The 14,605-nt window shown below is 66.0% G+C and carries 15 protein-coding genes; 6 read left to right on the forward strand and 9 right to left on the reverse strand.

Going from position 1 to position 14,605, the window contains the following annotated elements; translation table 11 throughout:
- Positions 1–312: 312 nt before the first annotated feature.
- The 6 genes from KDW55_RS21735 to KDW55_RS21760 all read right to left on the reverse strand — a co-directional run bounded on the left by KDW55_RS21735 (position 313) and on the right by KDW55_RS21760 (position 7,295).
- On the reverse strand, positions 313–1,287 hold the full coding sequence (locus KDW55_RS21735; protein ID WP_040144848.1) for a branched-chain amino acid ABC transporter permease: 975 nt from the start codon (positions 1,285–1,287) through the stop codon (positions 313–315).
- Positions 1,287–2,171, reverse strand: a complete 885-nt coding sequence (locus tag KDW55_RS21740) for a branched-chain amino acid ABC transporter permease (RefSeq protein WP_040142754.1) — start codon at positions 2,169–2,171, stop codon at positions 1,287–1,289. The genes KDW55_RS21735 and KDW55_RS21740 overlap by 1 nt, the downstream gene beginning before the upstream one ends.
- Before the next feature lie 115 nt (positions 2,172–2,286).
- Entirely contained in the window at positions 2,287–3,486 is a 1,200-nt protein-coding gene (locus KDW55_RS21745; protein ID WP_040142752.1) for an ABC transporter substrate-binding protein, read from the reverse strand.
- 77 nt (positions 3,487–3,563) lie between these two features.
- On the reverse strand, positions 3,564–4,319 hold the full coding sequence (locus KDW55_RS21750; protein ID WP_040142750.1) for an ABC transporter ATP-binding protein: 756 nt from the start codon (positions 4,317–4,319) through the stop codon (positions 3,564–3,566).
- The gene (locus KDW55_RS21755; RefSeq protein ID WP_040142748.1) at positions 4,316–5,095 is read right to left on the reverse strand and encodes an ABC transporter ATP-binding protein; all 780 of its coding nucleotides are present in this window, start codon (positions 5,093–5,095) and stop codon (positions 4,316–4,318) included. Before KDW55_RS21755 ends, KDW55_RS21750 begins: the two co-directional genes overlap by 4 nt.
- Positions 5,096–5,609: 514 nt before the next feature.
- Entirely contained in the window at positions 5,610–7,295 is a 1,686-nt protein-coding gene (locus KDW55_RS21760) for a GMC family oxidoreductase N-terminal domain-containing protein (protein ID WP_069241914.1), read from the reverse strand.
- Positions 7,296–7,471: 176 nt separating this feature from the next.
- On the opposite strand from KDW55_RS21760, the gene KDW55_RS21765 reads away from it, so the two are divergent.
- Together KDW55_RS21765 and KDW55_RS21770 are read left to right on the forward strand one after the other, a co-directional pair.
- Positions 7,472–8,371 (forward strand): LysR family transcriptional regulator, encoded by a 900-nt coding sequence (locus tag KDW55_RS21765; protein ID WP_059548113.1) that lies wholly within the window; start codon positions 7,472–7,474, stop codon positions 8,369–8,371.
- A 295-nt stretch (positions 8,372–8,666) separates the two neighbouring features.
- Entirely contained in the window at positions 8,667–9,200 is a 534-nt protein-coding gene (locus KDW55_RS21770; RefSeq protein ID WP_040142745.1) for a class IV adenylate cyclase, read from the forward strand.
- A gap of 51 nt (positions 9,201–9,251) precedes the next feature.
- On the opposite strand, the gene KDW55_RS21775 is transcribed toward KDW55_RS21770, so the two are convergent.
- On the reverse strand, positions 9,252–9,737 hold the full coding sequence (locus KDW55_RS21775) for an Lrp/AsnC family transcriptional regulator (protein WP_040142743.1): 486 nt from the start codon (positions 9,735–9,737) through the stop codon (positions 9,252–9,254).
- 138 nt (positions 9,738–9,875) lie between these two features.
- On the opposite strand from KDW55_RS21775, the gene phhA reads away from it, so the two are divergent.
- Both phhA and KDW55_RS21785 read left to right on the forward strand, forming a co-directional pair.
- On the forward strand, positions 9,876–10,769 hold the full coding sequence (gene phhA / locus KDW55_RS21780; RefSeq protein ID WP_222189865.1) for a phenylalanine 4-monooxygenase: 894 nt from the start codon (positions 9,876–9,878) through the stop codon (positions 10,767–10,769).
- A gap of 114 nt (positions 10,770–10,883) precedes the next feature.
- Positions 10,884–11,192 carry a 4a-hydroxytetrahydrobiopterin dehydratase gene (locus KDW55_RS21785; protein WP_209821360.1) on the forward strand — a complete coding sequence of 103 codons (309 nt, stop codon included), beginning with the start codon at positions 10,884–10,886 and terminating at the stop codon, positions 11,190–11,192.
- A 94-nt stretch (positions 11,193–11,286) separates the two neighbouring features.
- Here KDW55_RS21785 and KDW55_RS21790 read toward each other — a convergent pair whose 3' ends face one another.
- Positions 11,287–11,517 (reverse strand): DUF3717 domain-containing protein, encoded by a 231-nt coding sequence (locus KDW55_RS21790; RefSeq protein ID WP_040142736.1) that lies wholly within the window; start codon positions 11,515–11,517, stop codon positions 11,287–11,289.
- A gap of 123 nt (positions 11,518–11,640) precedes the next feature.
- Here KDW55_RS21790 and KDW55_RS21795 point away from each other — a divergent pair, with 123 nt between their 5' ends.
- Both KDW55_RS21795 and KDW55_RS21800 read left to right on the forward strand, forming a co-directional pair.
- Entirely contained in the window at positions 11,641–12,333 is a 693-nt protein-coding gene (locus KDW55_RS21795) for a response regulator transcription factor (protein ID WP_006401494.1), read from the forward strand.
- Between the two features lie 115 nt (positions 12,334–12,448).
- Positions 12,449–13,933 (forward strand): sensor histidine kinase, encoded by a 1,485-nt coding sequence (locus KDW55_RS21800; RefSeq protein ID WP_040142734.1) that lies wholly within the window; start codon positions 12,449–12,451, stop codon positions 13,931–13,933.
- A gap of 113 nt (positions 13,934–14,046) precedes the next feature.
- Here the strand turns inward: KDW55_RS21800 and KDW55_RS21805 are convergent, their stop codons facing one another.
- Positions 14,047–14,574 carry an SET domain-containing protein-lysine N-methyltransferase gene (locus tag KDW55_RS21805; protein WP_040142732.1) on the reverse strand — a complete coding sequence of 176 codons (528 nt, stop codon included), beginning with the start codon at positions 14,572–14,574 and terminating at the stop codon, positions 14,047–14,049.
- Positions 14,575–14,605: the final 31 nt, after the last annotated feature.

A 14,605-nucleotide genomic window follows, 5' to 3' on the forward strand; every position in this document is an offset into this window, starting at 1 on the left:
ATTCGCGCACGCAAATGAAAAAGCGCTGTTGGATTCCGTCCAACAGCGCTTTGGGGTCCGGGCACTTTGTGCCTCGATTGTCTCCTCGTTCTCCACCTGCAAATTCGTTTCGCGGTGCATCAGAACTGAAACGAAGATTAAAGGAGCTTTCACGGTGCGACAACTTAGCATTTACCCCTATGGTGCATCGCCGCACGAAAATGGGGCACCAGTGCCACTGCGCGGCGCCGGCCGATGCGCGTCGCGGCACCGTTTCCGACCGCACGCGATGGTGCCTCGCACCAACACGGCCCGACTACACGCGCGACGCGCTCACGACGGCCGGAGCGTCTTGACTCGCGCAACCATCTCGCCGACGATCCCGCGCCGAAACGCAAGCACGCATGCGATGAAAATCAGCCCGGTGACGATCGTCGCCGATTCGCCGAGCGAATGAAACCAGCCGATCCCGGTGATCGACGCAAGCCATTCGCCGATGTCGCCGAGCCGGTCCTCGAGGGCGACGATCAGCGCCGCGCCGAGCAGCGGCCCGAACAGCGTGCCCATCCCGCCCACGAGCGTCATCAGTACGACGAGCCCGGACATCGTCCAGTACGCGTCCGACAGTGTCTCGAAGCCAAGCACCAGCACCTTCAGCGAACCGGCAAGCCCTGCGAGCGCCGCCGACAGAATGAACGCGAGCAGCTTGAAGCGATCGGTGTCGTAGCCGAGCGAGATCGCGCGCGCCTCGTTCTCCTTGATCGCGACGAGCACCTGGCCGAACGGCGAATGCACGATCCGCACGATGAACGCGCACGCGGCGACGATCACCGCGAGCACGACGTAGTACAGCGCGATGTCGTTCGACAGGTCGAGCACGCCGAACAGGCGGCCGCGCGGCACGCCCTGCAGCCCGTCCTCGCCGTGCGTGAACGGCGCCTGCAGATAGATGAAGTACACCATCTGCGCGAATGCGAGCGTAATCATCGCGAAATAGATCCCCTGGCGGCGGATCGCGAACAGCCCGACGACGAGCCCGAGCATCGTCGCCGCGGCTGTGCCGACGAGCACGCCGAGTTCGGGCGTGAAACCGAGCGTCTGGATTGCATAGCCCGTCGTGTAGCCGGCGGTCGCGAGGAACATTGCATGGCCGAACGACAGCAGCCCCGTATAGCCGATCAGCAGGTTGAACGCGGCCGCAAACAGCGCGAACGCGAGCACCTTCATCACGAATACCGGATACGCGCCGACGAACGGCGCCGCGAGCAGTGCGGCGAGCAGCACGCCGTAGAGCACTTTTCTCTGCATCATTTTTCCTTGCCGAACAGGCCCGCCGGGCGGATCAGCAGCACGATCGCCATGATCACGAACACGACCGTGGCCGACGCTTCCGGATAGAACACGCGCGTGAAGCCTTCGATCACGCCGAGCAGCAGTCCGGTGATGATCGAACCGAGGATCGATCCCATCCCGCCGATCACGACCACCGCGAACACGGTGATGATCATCGGCTGCCCCATCAGCGGCGACACCTGAATGACCGGCGCGGCGAGCACGCCCGCGAACGCCGCGAGCGCTACGCCGAAGCCGTAGGTGAGCGTGATCATCATCGGCACGTTCACCCCGAATGCCTCGACGAGCTTCGGGTTCTCGGTGCCGGCGCGCAGATACGCGCCCAGGCGCGTCTTCTCGATCACGAACCAGGTCGCGAGACACACCGCAAGCGACGCGACGACCACCCACGCGCGGTAGTTCGGCAGGAACATGAAGCCGAGATTCGTCGCGCCGGACAGCTGCGACGGCACGTCGTAAGGCTGGCCCGACGATCCGTAGATCGACCGGAACACGCCTTCGACGACGAGCGTGAGCCCGAACGTGAGCAGCAGCCCGTACAGGTGATCGAGCTTGTACAGCCAGCGCAGCATCGAGCGCTCGATCAGGATCCCGAACACGCCGACGAGCACCGGCGCGAGCACGAGCATCGCCCAGTACGGCAGCCCGAAGTACGACAGCCCCATCCACGCGAGCATCGCGCCGAGCATGAAGAGCGCGCCGTGCGCGAAGTTGATCACGTTGAGCAGCCCGAAGATCACCGCGAGCCCGAGGCTCAGGATCGCGTAGAACGAGCCGTTGACGAGCCCGAGCAGCAGCTGGCTCAGCATCGCCGGCAACGGAATGCCAAAGATTTCCATCGACTTAGCCGTCAGTGTGAGTTTCGTTGCGTGCGCAACCGTCAGGCGGTCGCGCACGCGGGCGGTGCGGCGCGCGCATCGCTACGCCCGCCGCCGCGCCGCGCGACGCCCCGCTTCACTTCCACAGCGCGCAGCGCGTCTCCTGCTTCGTACCGAACGCCTGCTCGCCAGGAATCGTCGCAAGCACCTTGTAGTAGTCCCACGGCTCCTTCGATTCCGACGGCTTCTTCACTTCCATCAGATACATGTCGTGAATCATGCTGCCGTCCTGGCGGATGTAGCCCTTCGCGTAGAAGTCGCTGATCTTCATCTTCTTCAGCTCGGCCATCACCTTGTCGGAGTCGGTCGTGCCGGCCGCCTGCACGGCTTTCAGGTAGGTCGTCACCGACGAGTAATCAGCCGCCTGCAGGCTCGACGGCATCTTCTTCATCTTGCCGAAGTAGCGCTGCGCCCACTGGCGCGACGCCGCATCGCGGTTCCAGTACCAGCTGTCGGTCAGCACGAGGCCCTGCGTCGTGTCGAGGCCGAGGCTGTGCACGTCGTCGATGAACATCAGCAGCGCGGCGATCTTCATCGTCTTCGTGATGCCGAACTCCTTCGCGGCCTTGATCGAGTTGATGGTGTCGCCGCCCGCGTTCGCGAGGCCGAGAATCTGCGCCTTCGACGATTGCGCCTGCAACAGGAACGACGAGAAGTCCGACGCGGACAGCGGGTGGCGCACCGCGCCGAGCACCTGGCCGCCGTTCGCCTTCACGACGTCGGACGTGTTCTTCTCGAGCGCCTTGCCGAACGCGTAGTCGGCGGTCAGGAAGAACCAGCTCTTGCCGCCCTGCTTCACGACTGCCGAGCCGGTTCCCTTCGCGAGCGCCATCGTGTCGTACGCGTAGTGAACCGTGTACGGCGTGCACTGCTCGTTGGTCAGCGTGTCGGCGCCCGCCCCGATGTTGATGTAGACCTTCTTCTTCTCGGCCGCGACCTGGTTCATCGACAGCGCGGTCGCGGAGTTCGTGCCGCCGACCAGCAGGTCGAGGCCGCCGCGGTCCATCCATTCGCGCGCCTTCGACGCGGCGATGTCCGCCTTGTTCTGGTGGTCGGCATAAACGACTTCGATCGGCTTGCCGAGCACCTTGCCGCCGAAATCGGCGACGGCCATCCGGATCGCCTCGAGGCCGCCCTGTCCGTCGATGTCCGCGTAAAGCCCCGACATGTCGGTGATGAAACCGATCTTCACGCTATCAGCGGCGTGTGCGGCGCCGGCGGTGAACGCTGCGGTCGCGACCGCCAGACACGCGTGTGCGAGGGTCTTCATTTTCATTGACGTCTCCTGTTGTTCTGTTGCGTTGTGGTTGTTCGAGGGCCGCCACGGCTAGCGGCAAGGGAAACGGGGCGGCGTCACACCCCAAGCAGGTCGTGAAGAATCGGCATCTTGCCTTCCAGTTCGGACGAACGGAAATGCTCGACGATGCGGCCGTGCTCCATCACGTAGAAGCGATCGGCGAGCGGCGCGGCGAAACGGAAATTCTGTTCGACCATCACCACCGTATAGCCGCGTGCCTTCAGCGCGACGATCATCCGCGCGAGCGCCTGCACGATCACCGGTGCGAGGCCTTCGGAAATTTCGTCGAGCAGCAGCAGGTTCGCGCCGGTGCGCAGGATCCGCGCGACCGCGAGCATTTGCTGCTCGCCGCCGGAAAGCCGCGTGCCCTGGCTCTGCCGGCGCGACGCGAGATTCGGAAACATCGCGTAGATCTCGTCGAGCGACATCGCGTGTTCGCGCGGGCCGATCGGCGGCGGCAGCATCAGGTTCTCCTCGCAGGACAGGCTCGAGAAGATCCCGCGTTCCTCCGGGCAGTAGCCGACGCCGAAATGCGCAATGCGATGCGTGGGCAGGCCGATCGTCTCGTTGCCTGCGACCTTGATCGAGCCGCTGCGGCGGCCGGTGAGGCCCATGATCGCGCGCAGCGTCGTGGTGCGGCCCGCGCCGTTGCGGCCGAGCAGCGTGACGACCTCGCCTCGATGAACGGTCAGGTCGACGCCGTGCAGTATGTGCGATTCCCCGTACCAGGCCTCGAGCCCCGCGATCTCCAGCGCGGGCGTGCCGCTTTCGACGCCGCTCAATTCGCGCTCCTCCCGTTCGCTGTGCTTCATGCGTGCGCCCCCGCGAGCGCCGCGTCGGCGCTGCCCATGTACGCTTCGATCACGAGCGGATTCTTCGACACTTCCGCATACGAGCCCTCGGCCAGCACCTCGCCGCGCTGCAGGACGGTGATCGTGTCGGAAATGCCCGCGATCACGTTCATGTTGTGCTCGACCATCAGGATCGTGCGGCCGCTCGCGACTTTCTTGATCAGCGCGGTCACGCGATCGACGTCCTCGTGTCCCATCCCCTGCGTGGGCTCGTCGAGCAGCATCAGTTCGGGTTCCATCGCGAGCGTCGTCGCGATCTCGAGCGCGCGCTTGCGGCCATACGCGAGCTCCACGGTCGGCACGTGCGCGAAATCGGTGAGGCCGACCTGCGTGAGCAGGTCCATCGCGCGATCGTCGAGACGCCGCAACGTGCGCTCGCTGCGCCAGAAATGGAATTCGGTTCCGAGCGCGCGCTGCAGGCCGATGCGCACGTTCTGCAATGCGGTCAGGTGCGGGAATACCGCGGAGATCTGGAACGAGCGGATGATGCCGCGGCGCGCGACCTGCGCGGGCCGCTCGTCGGTGATGTCGATGCCGTTGAAGACGATCTGGCCGGCCGTCGGTGTCAGGAACTTGGTCAGCAGGTTGAAGCAGGTGGTCTTGCCCGCGCCGTTCGGTCCGATCAACGCATGGATCGCGCCGCGGCGCACACGCAGGTTCACACCGTTGACGGCGGTGAAGCCCCTGAATTCCTTCGTCAGGCCGCGTGTTTCCAGAATCGTGTCGCCGAGAATCATGTTCCCTTCCGTACGAAGTCAGGCGAAGCACCGGGGAGATTCGCGCAAGCGGCCGCGAGCAGTTCAGCGGATGAGCGGGCTGTCCCCGGACGCCGTAGTACGCATCGAGGGTGGTCTCCCGCGCCGACGCGTATGCACACTGCTGGCCATTGTCGCCCCGTTGGTGCAGTGCAATCATCGGGATTTGCACTTATAGGGCTGGCCACCATATAGGACGCGGACGCGCATGAATCGTCGATGTTTTTTTGATGCGCGCAGTACCGGTGCACGCGCGTGCGCACGGTGCGTGCCTGTGTGCAGCGTGTGCACGGCGCGCACGTATGCGGGGCGCCGCTCGTCATGTCGTCGCGCAGCACAGTGCCGCGTGCGGGCACGGCGCGCTGCGAAAGGACGGCTCATTTCAGGTCGTCGCTGCCGCGCGGCACGTCGCGTACGCGCACGCTTGCTTCGCATCGCGAAGGAGAACCGGCGAACGCACGGATTGCCGGCTACTGTCGTGCGCGCCGGCGTCGTGTCACGCGGCCGTCATCGCCGCTTCCGTTCGAACCTGCGTCGCTTCTTGCGCTGCGCGGCGATCGGCGCGAATCATGTCGCTCGCGCGCTCCGCGATCATCAGCGTCGGCGAATTCGTGTTGCCTGACGTGATCGACGGCATCACCGATGCATCGACGACCCGCAGCCCGGCGATGCCGCGCACGCGCAGCCTGCTGTCGACGACCGCACGTTCGTCGTCCGCGCGGCCCATTCGGCATGTGCCCACCGGATGGAAGATCGTCGTGCCGACCGCACCGGCCGCGGCGACAAGTTCCGCTTCGCTCTGGTACTGCGCGCCCGGCAGGATCTCCTGCGGACGATAGCGCGCGAGCGCCGGCGCGGACGCGATCCGGCGCGTGAGGCGCAGCGCGTTCGCGGCGACATGACGATCGTGGTCCGTCGACAGGTAGTTCGGCGCGATCGTCGGCGCCACGCCCGCGTCGGGGCTCGCGATATGCACGCTGCCGCGCGAACTCGGCCGCAGATTGCAGACGGACGCCGTGAACGCGTTGAAGCTGTGCAGCGGCTCGCCGAACCGGTCGAGCGACAGCGGCTGCACGTGGTATTCGAGATCGGGACGCGTGAGCGCCGGATCGTCGAGATCGGACTTCGCGAATGCGCCAAGCTGCGACGGCGCCATCGACATCGGCCCGCGCTGCAGCAGCGCATATTCGGCGCCGATCATCAGCTTGCCCCACCAGTGCGCGGACAGCGTATTGAGTGTGCGCACGCCGTCGACGCGAAATGCCATGCGCAGCTGCAGGTGGTCCTGCAGGTTCTCGCCTACGCCCGGCAGATCGTGCACGACGTCGATGCCGAGCGCGTGCAGCCGCGCGCCATCACCGACACCCGACAATTCGAGCAGCTGCGGAGAATTTACCGCGCCGGACGTGAGCAGCACTTCGGCGCGTGCCCGCGCGACGTAGTCGGTGCCTCCGCCGTGATACTCGACACCGATCGCGCGCCGCCCGTCGAAGACCACGCGCTGCGCATGCGCGCCCGTGATCACGGTCAGGTTCGGGCGCGTCATCGCGGGCTTCAGGAATGCCTTCGACGTATTCCAGCGCACGCCGCGCTTCTGGTTCACCTCGAAATAACCGACGCCGGTGTTGTCGCCGCGATTGAAATCGTCGGTGGCAGGGATACCCGTTTGCTGCGCGGCCTGCGCGAACGATTCGAGAATCTCCCAACGCAGGCGCTGCTTCTCTACGCGCCAGTAGCCGCCGGCGCCGTGCGCGTCGCTCGCGCCCGCGTGGTGGTCCTCGCTGCGCTTGAAGATCGGCAGCACGCTGTCCCACGACCAGCCGGCGTCGCCGGTTACCTGCGCCCAGCCGTCGTAATCCTCGCGCTGGCCGCGCATGTAGATCATCCCGTTGATCGACGAGCAGCCGCCGAGCACGCGCCCGCGCGGATACGACAGCGCGCGACCGTTGAGCGCCGCCTCGGGCTGCGTCTTGTAAAGCCAGTCGGTCCGCGGATTGCCGATGCAGTACAGATAGCCGACCGGGATGTGGATCCAGTGATAGTCGTCCTTGCCGCCCGCTTCGAGCAGCAGCACGCGGATCTCGGGATCCTCGGTCAGGCGGTTCGCGAGCACGCAGCCCGCAGTGCCCGCGCCGACGATCACGTAATCGAATTCGCCCTCGAGCGTGCGTTGAGTCGTCACGACGTGTCTCCTGATTTGTTTTGTACCGCGCGCTGTGTATCGCGCATCGATTCGGCGCGCCGCTTTCAGCATAGTGCGTCGCGGGCGGTGCGATCGAAGCAGCGTACTCCCGCTGCCGGCCGCCGGTCCAATGAGTTATGCTGAACTGCGTTATAAGCCGCGCTCATATCACGACAATGGATCTCACCCTGCTTCGCGCGTTCACGACGGTCGCCCGCGAAGGCAACCTCACGCGCGCGGCCGTGCAGCTGCATCTGACGCAGCCGGCCGTCAGCCTGCAAATCAAGCATTTGCAGGAGGCGCTCGGCGTCGTCCTGTTCACGCGCACGTCGCGCGGGCTCGCGCTCACCCGCGACGGCCAGACGCTGCTGCCGCACGCGGAGCGCGCGCTGGCCGCGGCGGCCGACGTGGAGCGCGCCGCAGCCGCGCTGCGGCACGAGGTGCGCGGCCGGCTGCGCATCGGCACGATCCTCGATCCCGGTTTCCTGCGGCTCGGCGGCTTCCTGCGCGCGCTGGTCGAAACCCATCCGCAGATCGAAACCGCGCTGCGGCACGGGATGTCGGGCTGGGTGCTCGAACAGGTGCGAGCGCACGCGCTCGACGTCGGCTACTACATCGGCTGCCCTGACGAGGACTCGCCGCGCGACGACGCGCGGTTCCACACCGTCACGCTCACGCGCTTCGAATACCGCGTGCTGGCGCCGGCCGGCTGGAAGGAGCGGGTGCAGCGCGCGCACGACTGGCGTGCGCTCGCCCTGCTGCCGTGGATCTGGACGCCGCCCGCGTCCGCCCACCACCGGCTGCTGTCGCGGCTGTTCGCGGCGGCCGGCGCGCAGCCGGTGAAGGTCGCCGAGGTCGATCAGGAGCAGTCGATGCTCGATCTCGTCAAATCGGGGATCGGGCTGACGCTTGCGCGCGATTCGATTGCGCTGGCCGAGGCGCATGCGCATGCGCTGACGATCGTCGAACAGGTGACGGTGCCGACCGAACTGACGTTCGTGGCGCTCGCCGAGCGGCGCGACGAACCGGCGATCGCGGCCGCGCTGCGATTGGTCGAAGCGCAGTGGGCGATATGAGCGGCGCTCATCGTGCGTGACCGGGATCGCCTGGCGAAAAGACCGCGCGGATTCATCGACCGGCATTGCAACTTTCGTTCGGCGCCGCGTCGTTAAACGCGTGGCCGCTTATCGAAACGCCAGCGTCGAGCACGCCGTAGCTGCTTTTCGTCATTCTCTGTCACGCAGCCATATTCAACGCGTCCGCCGGGCCGTTTTCCGCCCGAACGCCTGCCGAGCGTCACGCCACCATCGCAGGGTTTTTGCTAGATTGTGCGTTCGCACACCGCGAGACCCCTGATTGAAGGAGACCCGCATGGCCCGCAACATCGAGATCAAAGCCCGCGCCCGCGAATTCGACCGGCTGCGCGAACAGGCGGCGCAGCTCGCGACCGAAGCGCCGCTCTTCTACCGCCAGCAGGATTTCTTCTACGACGTGCCGCGCGGCCGGCTGAAGCTGCGCCGCTTCGAGGACGGCACGCCGGCCGAGCTGATCTTCTACCAGCGCGATGACCGTGACGGCCCGAAAGCGTCGTACTACACGCGCAGCCCGGTGACGAACCCGGACGCGATGCATGCGCTGCTCGCGACCGCGCTCACCACGCGCGGGATCGTGACGAAGGAACGGCACGTGTATCTCGCCGGCCGCACGCGCATCCACCTGGACCGCGTCGACGGCCTCGGGGATTTCATCGAACTGGAAGTGGTGCTCGGCCCGGACGACGACGAAGCCGGCGGCGAAGCCGAAGCACATGACGTGTTCGCGAAGCTCGGCGTCGCGCAGGAGGATCTCGTCGCGGTCGCATACGTCGACCTGCTGAACGCCGACGCGCAGTCCGAAGCGGCCTGATCTGGCCCTACGCGTTGCCGGGCCGCGCGCCCGGCCAGCCGCGGCTGCCCGTCAGGCGGCGCCGGGTGCCAGATGCGCAAGCGGCAGCGCGCCGTTGCGCTTGAAAGTCGTCAGCACGATGTTCGAGCGCACGCTGTCGACTCCCGGCACCCGCATCAGCTTCTTCATCACGAACTGCGACAGCGCGTTCAGATCCGGCGCGACGATCCGCAGCAGATAATCGGCATCGCCCACCACCGCGTGGCATTCGAGCACCTCGGGCAGCACGTCGATCTGCTGCTGGAACTGCTCGATGATCGAATCGCCGTGGTGCTTGAGCTTCAGGCTCGTGAAAGCGGTGACGCCGAGGCCGAGCTTTTCGGGACGCAGCATCACGCGGTAGCCTTCGATCACGCCGGACGCTTCAAGCCGCTGCAGGCGCCGGCCGATCTGCGACGGCGACAGCGGCACCTCTTCGCCCAGTTGCTGATGCGTCGCGCGCCCGAAGCGCTGCAGCACGTCGAGAAGCGCGAGGTCGAAGTGATCGAGTTCCAGCATGAGTATTCTCCGCATCAATTTTGGTTTTGATGCGAGATTATCGCATTGGCGAACGAATCGACGCCACCTTTGCGCCCATTCCGCGCGTGCCCCGCTCTACACTTGCACGGTTCCCGTCACTGCAGGCAGAGCGTCACCATGTCCACCGTCGTCACCGCGAAATTGCAGGAGCAATTCGAAGCGGGCCTCGAAACCCGCGCCGATTTCACCATCGACCAGCCGCTCGAACGCTACGGGCAGGTCGACCACGCGGTATGGCATCAGCTCTATGCGCGCCAGTCCGAGCTGCTGCGCGGGCGCGCGTGCGACGCGTTCGTCGCCGGGCTCGGCAAGATCGACCTGCCGGCCGACCGCGTGCCGTCGTTCGCGGACGTGAACCGCCAGCTGAAGCCTGCGACCGGCTGGGAAATCGTCGCAGTGCCGGGCCTCGTGCCCGATCGCGTGTTCTTCGAGCACCTCGCGAACCGGCGTTTCCCCGTCACATGGTGGATGCGCCGCCCGGATCAGCTCGACTATCTACAGGAACCCGACTGCTTCCACGACCTGTTCGGTCACGTCCCGCTGCTGATCGAACCGGTATTCGCCGACTACATGCAGGCATACGGCCGCACCGCGCTCGCCGTTGCCGATGACGAGGCGGCGCTCGCGCGTCTCGCGCGCCTCTATTGGTATACGGTGGAATTCGGGTTGATCCGCGACCCGAACGGCACGAACGGGCTGTCGATCTACGGCGCCGGAATCGTTTCGAGCAAGGGCGAGAGCCTGTACAGCCTCGAAAGCGCGGCACCGAACCGGCTCGGCTTCGACCTGGAACGCGTAATGCGCACGAAGTACCGGATCGACACGTTCCAGAAGACCTACTTCGTGATCGACGATTTCGCGCAGCTGTTCGCGCTTGCCGACGTCGACGGCCGCGCGTTGGCCGACCGGCTGGCCGCGCTGCCGGAATTCCCGGCGGGCGCGGTGCTCGATACCGACGTCGTGCTGCAGCGCGGCACGGGCGAAGGCTGGCCGGACGACGCGGATGCCTGAAGCCGCGGGGCTCGCGTCCCGCTGCCCGGCGCGCAACTATGAAACAATGACCGGTATCGGCCAGGCCGCGCGGCCTGGCCCGCGCGCAAGCGCCGCAACCGAACGAGGTGCAACATGATCCACAAGCTCACATCAGAAGAACGCAAGACCCGGCTGGAAGGCCTGCCGCACTGGACGGCCGTGTCGGGCCGCGACGCGATCCAGCGCACCCTGCGCTTCGCCGATTTCAACGAGGCGTTCGGCTTCATGACGCGCGTCGCGATCAAGGCGCAGGAAATGAACCACCATCCCGAATGGTTCAACGTGTACAACCGCGTCGACGTGACGCTGTCGACGCACGATGCCGACGGGCTGACCGAGCGCGACATCGAACTCGCGCAGTTCATCGACCAGGTGTGCGCACACACGCGCCCGGCCGCCTGAGGCACGCCTCCACCGCCGCGCGTCGAAAGAGAGGCGCGGCGCGTCAACTTTTCATTTCGCTAAACGTTTTCTAGGATGTACTGAGCGAAAGCCTTCAGCTTTCCAAGCCATCCTTAAGGCGCACGTAAGTGTCGTACGCTTTCCGCGCCTTGGGGTCTAAACCTTCCAGTTGCAGCGCGCTTTCGCGCTGTACAATCAGCAGCGCATACGGCTTGGAGAGCGCGCTAGCCTCTTCGCAGAGTTTGAGTTCGTCGCCGCTCGACGGCGAGCGTGCGCGCCAGAAATTGATCGCGGCTTCGAGGTCGTGGATCGAAATATCGGACATGATTGGATTTAATCGTTCGCTGGCCGCCATGCTTGATGTCAGGCGATGCGGCGCCCCCTGTGGAAACGGCGTCGTGCTGTCCGCGTGCCTGAACCGCCAACCCATTGTACTTGAGCGAACTTCATGCGACTCCTTCTGATCGAAGACGACCGCCCCATCGCACGCGGTATCCAGAGCAGCCTCGAACAGGCTGGCTTCACCGTCGACATGGTGCATGACGGCATCTTTGCCGAACAGGCGCTGGCACAAAACCGCCACGAACTCGTGATCCTCGATCTCGGCCTGCCGGGCATCGACGGGATGACGCTGCTCACGCGCTTCCGCCAGACCAACCGCCATACGCCCGTCATCGTGCTGACCGCGCGCGACGAGTTGAACGACCGGATCCAGGGCCTGAACTCCGGCGCCGACGACTACATGCTCAAGCCGTTCGAGCCGGCGGAGCTTGAAGCGCGCATCCGCGCGGTGATGCGCCGCAGCGGCCCGCACAGCGACATGCCGCGTCCGGAAGTGTCGCTCGGCGGCGTTCGCCTGTCGGGCGTCGATCGTCGCATCTTCAACGACGACAAGCCGCTGGAACTGTCGCCGCGCGAATTCGCGGTGCTCGAAATGCTGCTGCTGCGCCACGGCCGCGTCGTCAGCAAGGCTCAGTTGCAGGATCACCTCACGCACTTCGGCGGCGATCTCGGCGACACCGCGATCGAGGTCTACGTGCACCGCGTGCGCAAGAAGCTCGAGCAGTGCCGTGTCGAAATCGTCACGGTGCGCGGCTTCGGCTACCTGCTGCAGGAAATCCGCCAGACCGCGAGCGTCTGAACGTTGCGCGCGCCGGGCGGACCGGTGCCGCAGGCGCACCGCCCTCCCCGTGTCGCGTTCCGACGCACGACCGCGCCGCTCCCCGTGAGCGGCGCTTATCCATTTGCCCGTCGAAATGTCTTCTGATCCGGCTGTGACCACCAGCCTGCGCCGATCGCTGCTGCGGCGCCTCGCCGCGCCGCTGTCGATGCTCGCGCTGATGAGCGGCCTGATTGCGTACTGGCTCGCGTGGCAATACACGCAGCACGTGATCGACCGCTCGCTCGCCGATCTCGCAACCGCCATCTCGAAGCAGATCCAGATCGCAGGCCCCGACGCACCGTTCACGGTGCCGCCGCTCGCGCAGGCGATGTTCTCCGATCCCGCTGAAGCGCTCATCTACCGGATCAGCGACGGCGAACAGGAACTCGCGGGCGACCCGAAGCTGCCGCTGCGCGGCATCAACGTGCGCCGCATGCACCATGCGTACGTATTCGAAGCGGAGTACGACAACCGCGCAGTGCGGGTCGCGCAGGTGCGCGTCGACAACGTCGAAGGCGGCAAGCCGATGGTGGTCGAGGTCGCGCAGCCGGTGCGGCACCGCTACCGGATCGCGGCCGAATTCCTCGTCGCGATCATGATGCCGCTGCTGCTGCTGCTGCTCGCGGGCTGGGGCATCGTGTGGCGCGTCGTGAACCAGCAGCTGGGCCCGCTCACGCATCTTGCCGATTCGCTGAACCGGCAGACCCACACGTCGCTCGAACCCGTCGACGAAACCGACGTGCCGCTCGAGATTCGCCCGCTGACGAGCGCGATGAACGCACTGCTTGGCCGCCTGAAGACCGCGCTCGACGCGCAGCGCAAATTCATTGCCGACGCCGCGCATCAGTTGCGCACGCCGCTCACTGCCGTGAAGCTGCATGCCGAGCAGGCCGCCGTCGCGCGCGATCCGCAGCAAACCTATGCGGCGGTGCGCGAACTGCGCGCGGCCGCCGACCGCGCGGTGCGGCTGTCCAACCAGTTGCTGTCGCTCGCGCGCGCGGAGCCGGGCGAACAGGCCGCGCGCTTCGTCGACGTCGACCTTGCCGCGATGGCATTCGAGACGGGCGCCGAATGGGTGCCGCGCGCGCTCGCGTCGCATGTCGACCTCGGTTTTCAGCGCAGTGATGATCCCGGCGAAGACGAAACGCTGAACGTGCGCGGCAACCCGGTGCTGCTGCGCGAGGTGATCGCGAACCTGCTCGACAACGCACTGAAATACGTGCCGCTCGCGCGTCCGGACGGCGCGCGAATTACCGTGAACGTCGCACGCGGCGCGCTCGAAGACGGCCAGCCGGCGGCGGAAATCGTCGTCGAGGACAATGGCCCGGGCGTACCGGCCAACCAGCAGGCCGACCTGTTCAAGCGCTTCTTCCGCGGCGATGCGCAAAGCGGCAACGGAGTCGAGACAGGCGCGGGGCTCGGTCTTGCGATCGTGCACGACATCATCGCGATGCACGGCGGCACGGTGTCGTACGAAGATGCGCCGGAAGGCGGTTCGCGCTTCGTGGTGAAGGTGCCGATCGCGAAGCGCACCGGGAAGCCTGCGACCGAAACGCCGGCCGCCGCGCCGACACACTGAATCGCGCCGGCCCGCGCGTCGGCAGTGGTAGAGGAACGAACGGCCGCGCGGCAATGCAACGCGGCGCGCGGGGCCGTCTGGTGCGCCGCCGCGTGCTGCGCGGCCGACTGCGGTCACTTCTTCTTTTTCTTGTCCTTCGCGCCGGACTCGGACTTGCCGTCCTTCTTGTCCTTCTTCTTTTTCTTCTTGTCTTCGTCCGGCGTCGCGAGCAGCGTGCCGCGGCACGTTGGCGCACCGCAATGGCACGCGTATTCGCGCTTGAGCTTCTTCGTCAGCTTCTCGTCGATCACGAGGCCGTAGTCGTAGAACAGCTCCTCTTCCGGTCCGATGTCGCGCAGCGCGTGAATGAACACGCGGCCCTTGATCTCCTCGGCTTCGCAGTTCGGCGCGCACGAATGGTTGATCCAGCGCGCGCTGTTGCCGTTGACCTTGCCGTCGATCACCCCGCCCTCTTCCAGCGCGAAGTAGAACGTATGGTTCGGTTCGTTCGGATCGTGCGGATGGCGGCGCAGCGCTTCCTTCCACGAAATCCGCTCGCCCTTGTATTCCACGACGCGCTCGCCGGCCTTGATCGGTTCCACGGCGAATACGCCCTTGCCGTGTACTCCCGAGCGGCGCACCGCGATCCTGCGTGAACTCATCGAACGAATCCTTGTGAAGACGACTTGAATG

Source organism: Burkholderia sp. AU19243, from assembly GCF_018148075.1.
Lineage (GTDB): Bacteria > Pseudomonadota > Gammaproteobacteria > Burkholderiales > Burkholderiaceae > Burkholderia > Burkholderia latens_A.

Bases quoted from the DNA above. Each gene is read 5' to 3' on its own strand.
- KDW55_RS21785 (WP_209821360.1), top strand. From the start codon at position 10,884: ATGATCCACAAGCTCACATCAGAAGAACGCAAGACCCGGCTGGAAGGC.
- KDW55_RS21800 (WP_040142734.1), top strand. From the start codon at position 12,449: ATGTCTTCTGATCCGGCTGTGACCACCAGCCTGCGCCGATCGCTGCTG.
- KDW55_RS21765 (WP_059548113.1), top strand. From the start codon at position 7,472: ATGGATCTCACCCTGCTTCGCGCGTTCACGACGGTCGCCCGCGAAGGC.
- KDW55_RS21755 (WP_040142748.1), bottom strand. From the start codon at position 5,095: ATGATTCTCGGCGACACGATTCTGGAAACACGCGGCCTGACGAAGGAA.
- KDW55_RS21795 (WP_006401494.1), top strand. From the start codon at position 11,641: ATGCGACTCCTTCTGATCGAAGACGACCGCCCCATCGCACGCGGTATC.
- KDW55_RS21740 (WP_040142754.1), bottom strand. From the start codon at position 2,171: ATGGAAATCTTTGGCATTCCGTTGCCGGCGATGCTGAGCCAGCTGCTG.
- KDW55_RS21735 (WP_040144848.1), bottom strand. From the start codon at position 1,287: ATGCAGAGAAAAGTGCTCTACGGCGTGCTGCTCGCCGCACTGCTCGCG.
- KDW55_RS21750 (WP_040142750.1), bottom strand. From the start codon at position 4,319: ATGAAGCACAGCGAACGGGAGGAGCGCGAATTGAGCGGCGTCGAAAGC.
- KDW55_RS21790 (WP_040142736.1), bottom strand. From the start codon at position 11,517: ATGTCCGATATTTCGATCCACGACCTCGAAGCCGCGATCAATTTCTGG.
- KDW55_RS21745 (WP_040142752.1), bottom strand. From the start codon at position 3,486: ATGAAAATGAAGACCCTCGCACACGCGTGTCTGGCGGTCGCGACCGCA.
- KDW55_RS21775 (WP_040142743.1), bottom strand. From the start codon at position 9,737: ATGCTGGAACTCGATCACTTCGACCTCGCGCTTCTCGACGTGCTGCAG.
- KDW55_RS21805 (WP_040142732.1), bottom strand. From the start codon at position 14,574: ATGAGTTCACGCAGGATCGCGGTGCGCCGCTCGGGAGTACACGGCAAG.
- phhA (WP_222189865.1), top strand. From the start codon at position 9,876: ATGTCCACCGTCGTCACCGCGAAATTGCAGGAGCAATTCGAAGCGGGC.
- KDW55_RS21770 (WP_040142745.1), top strand. From the start codon at position 8,667: ATGGCCCGCAACATCGAGATCAAAGCCCGCGCCCGCGAATTCGACCGG.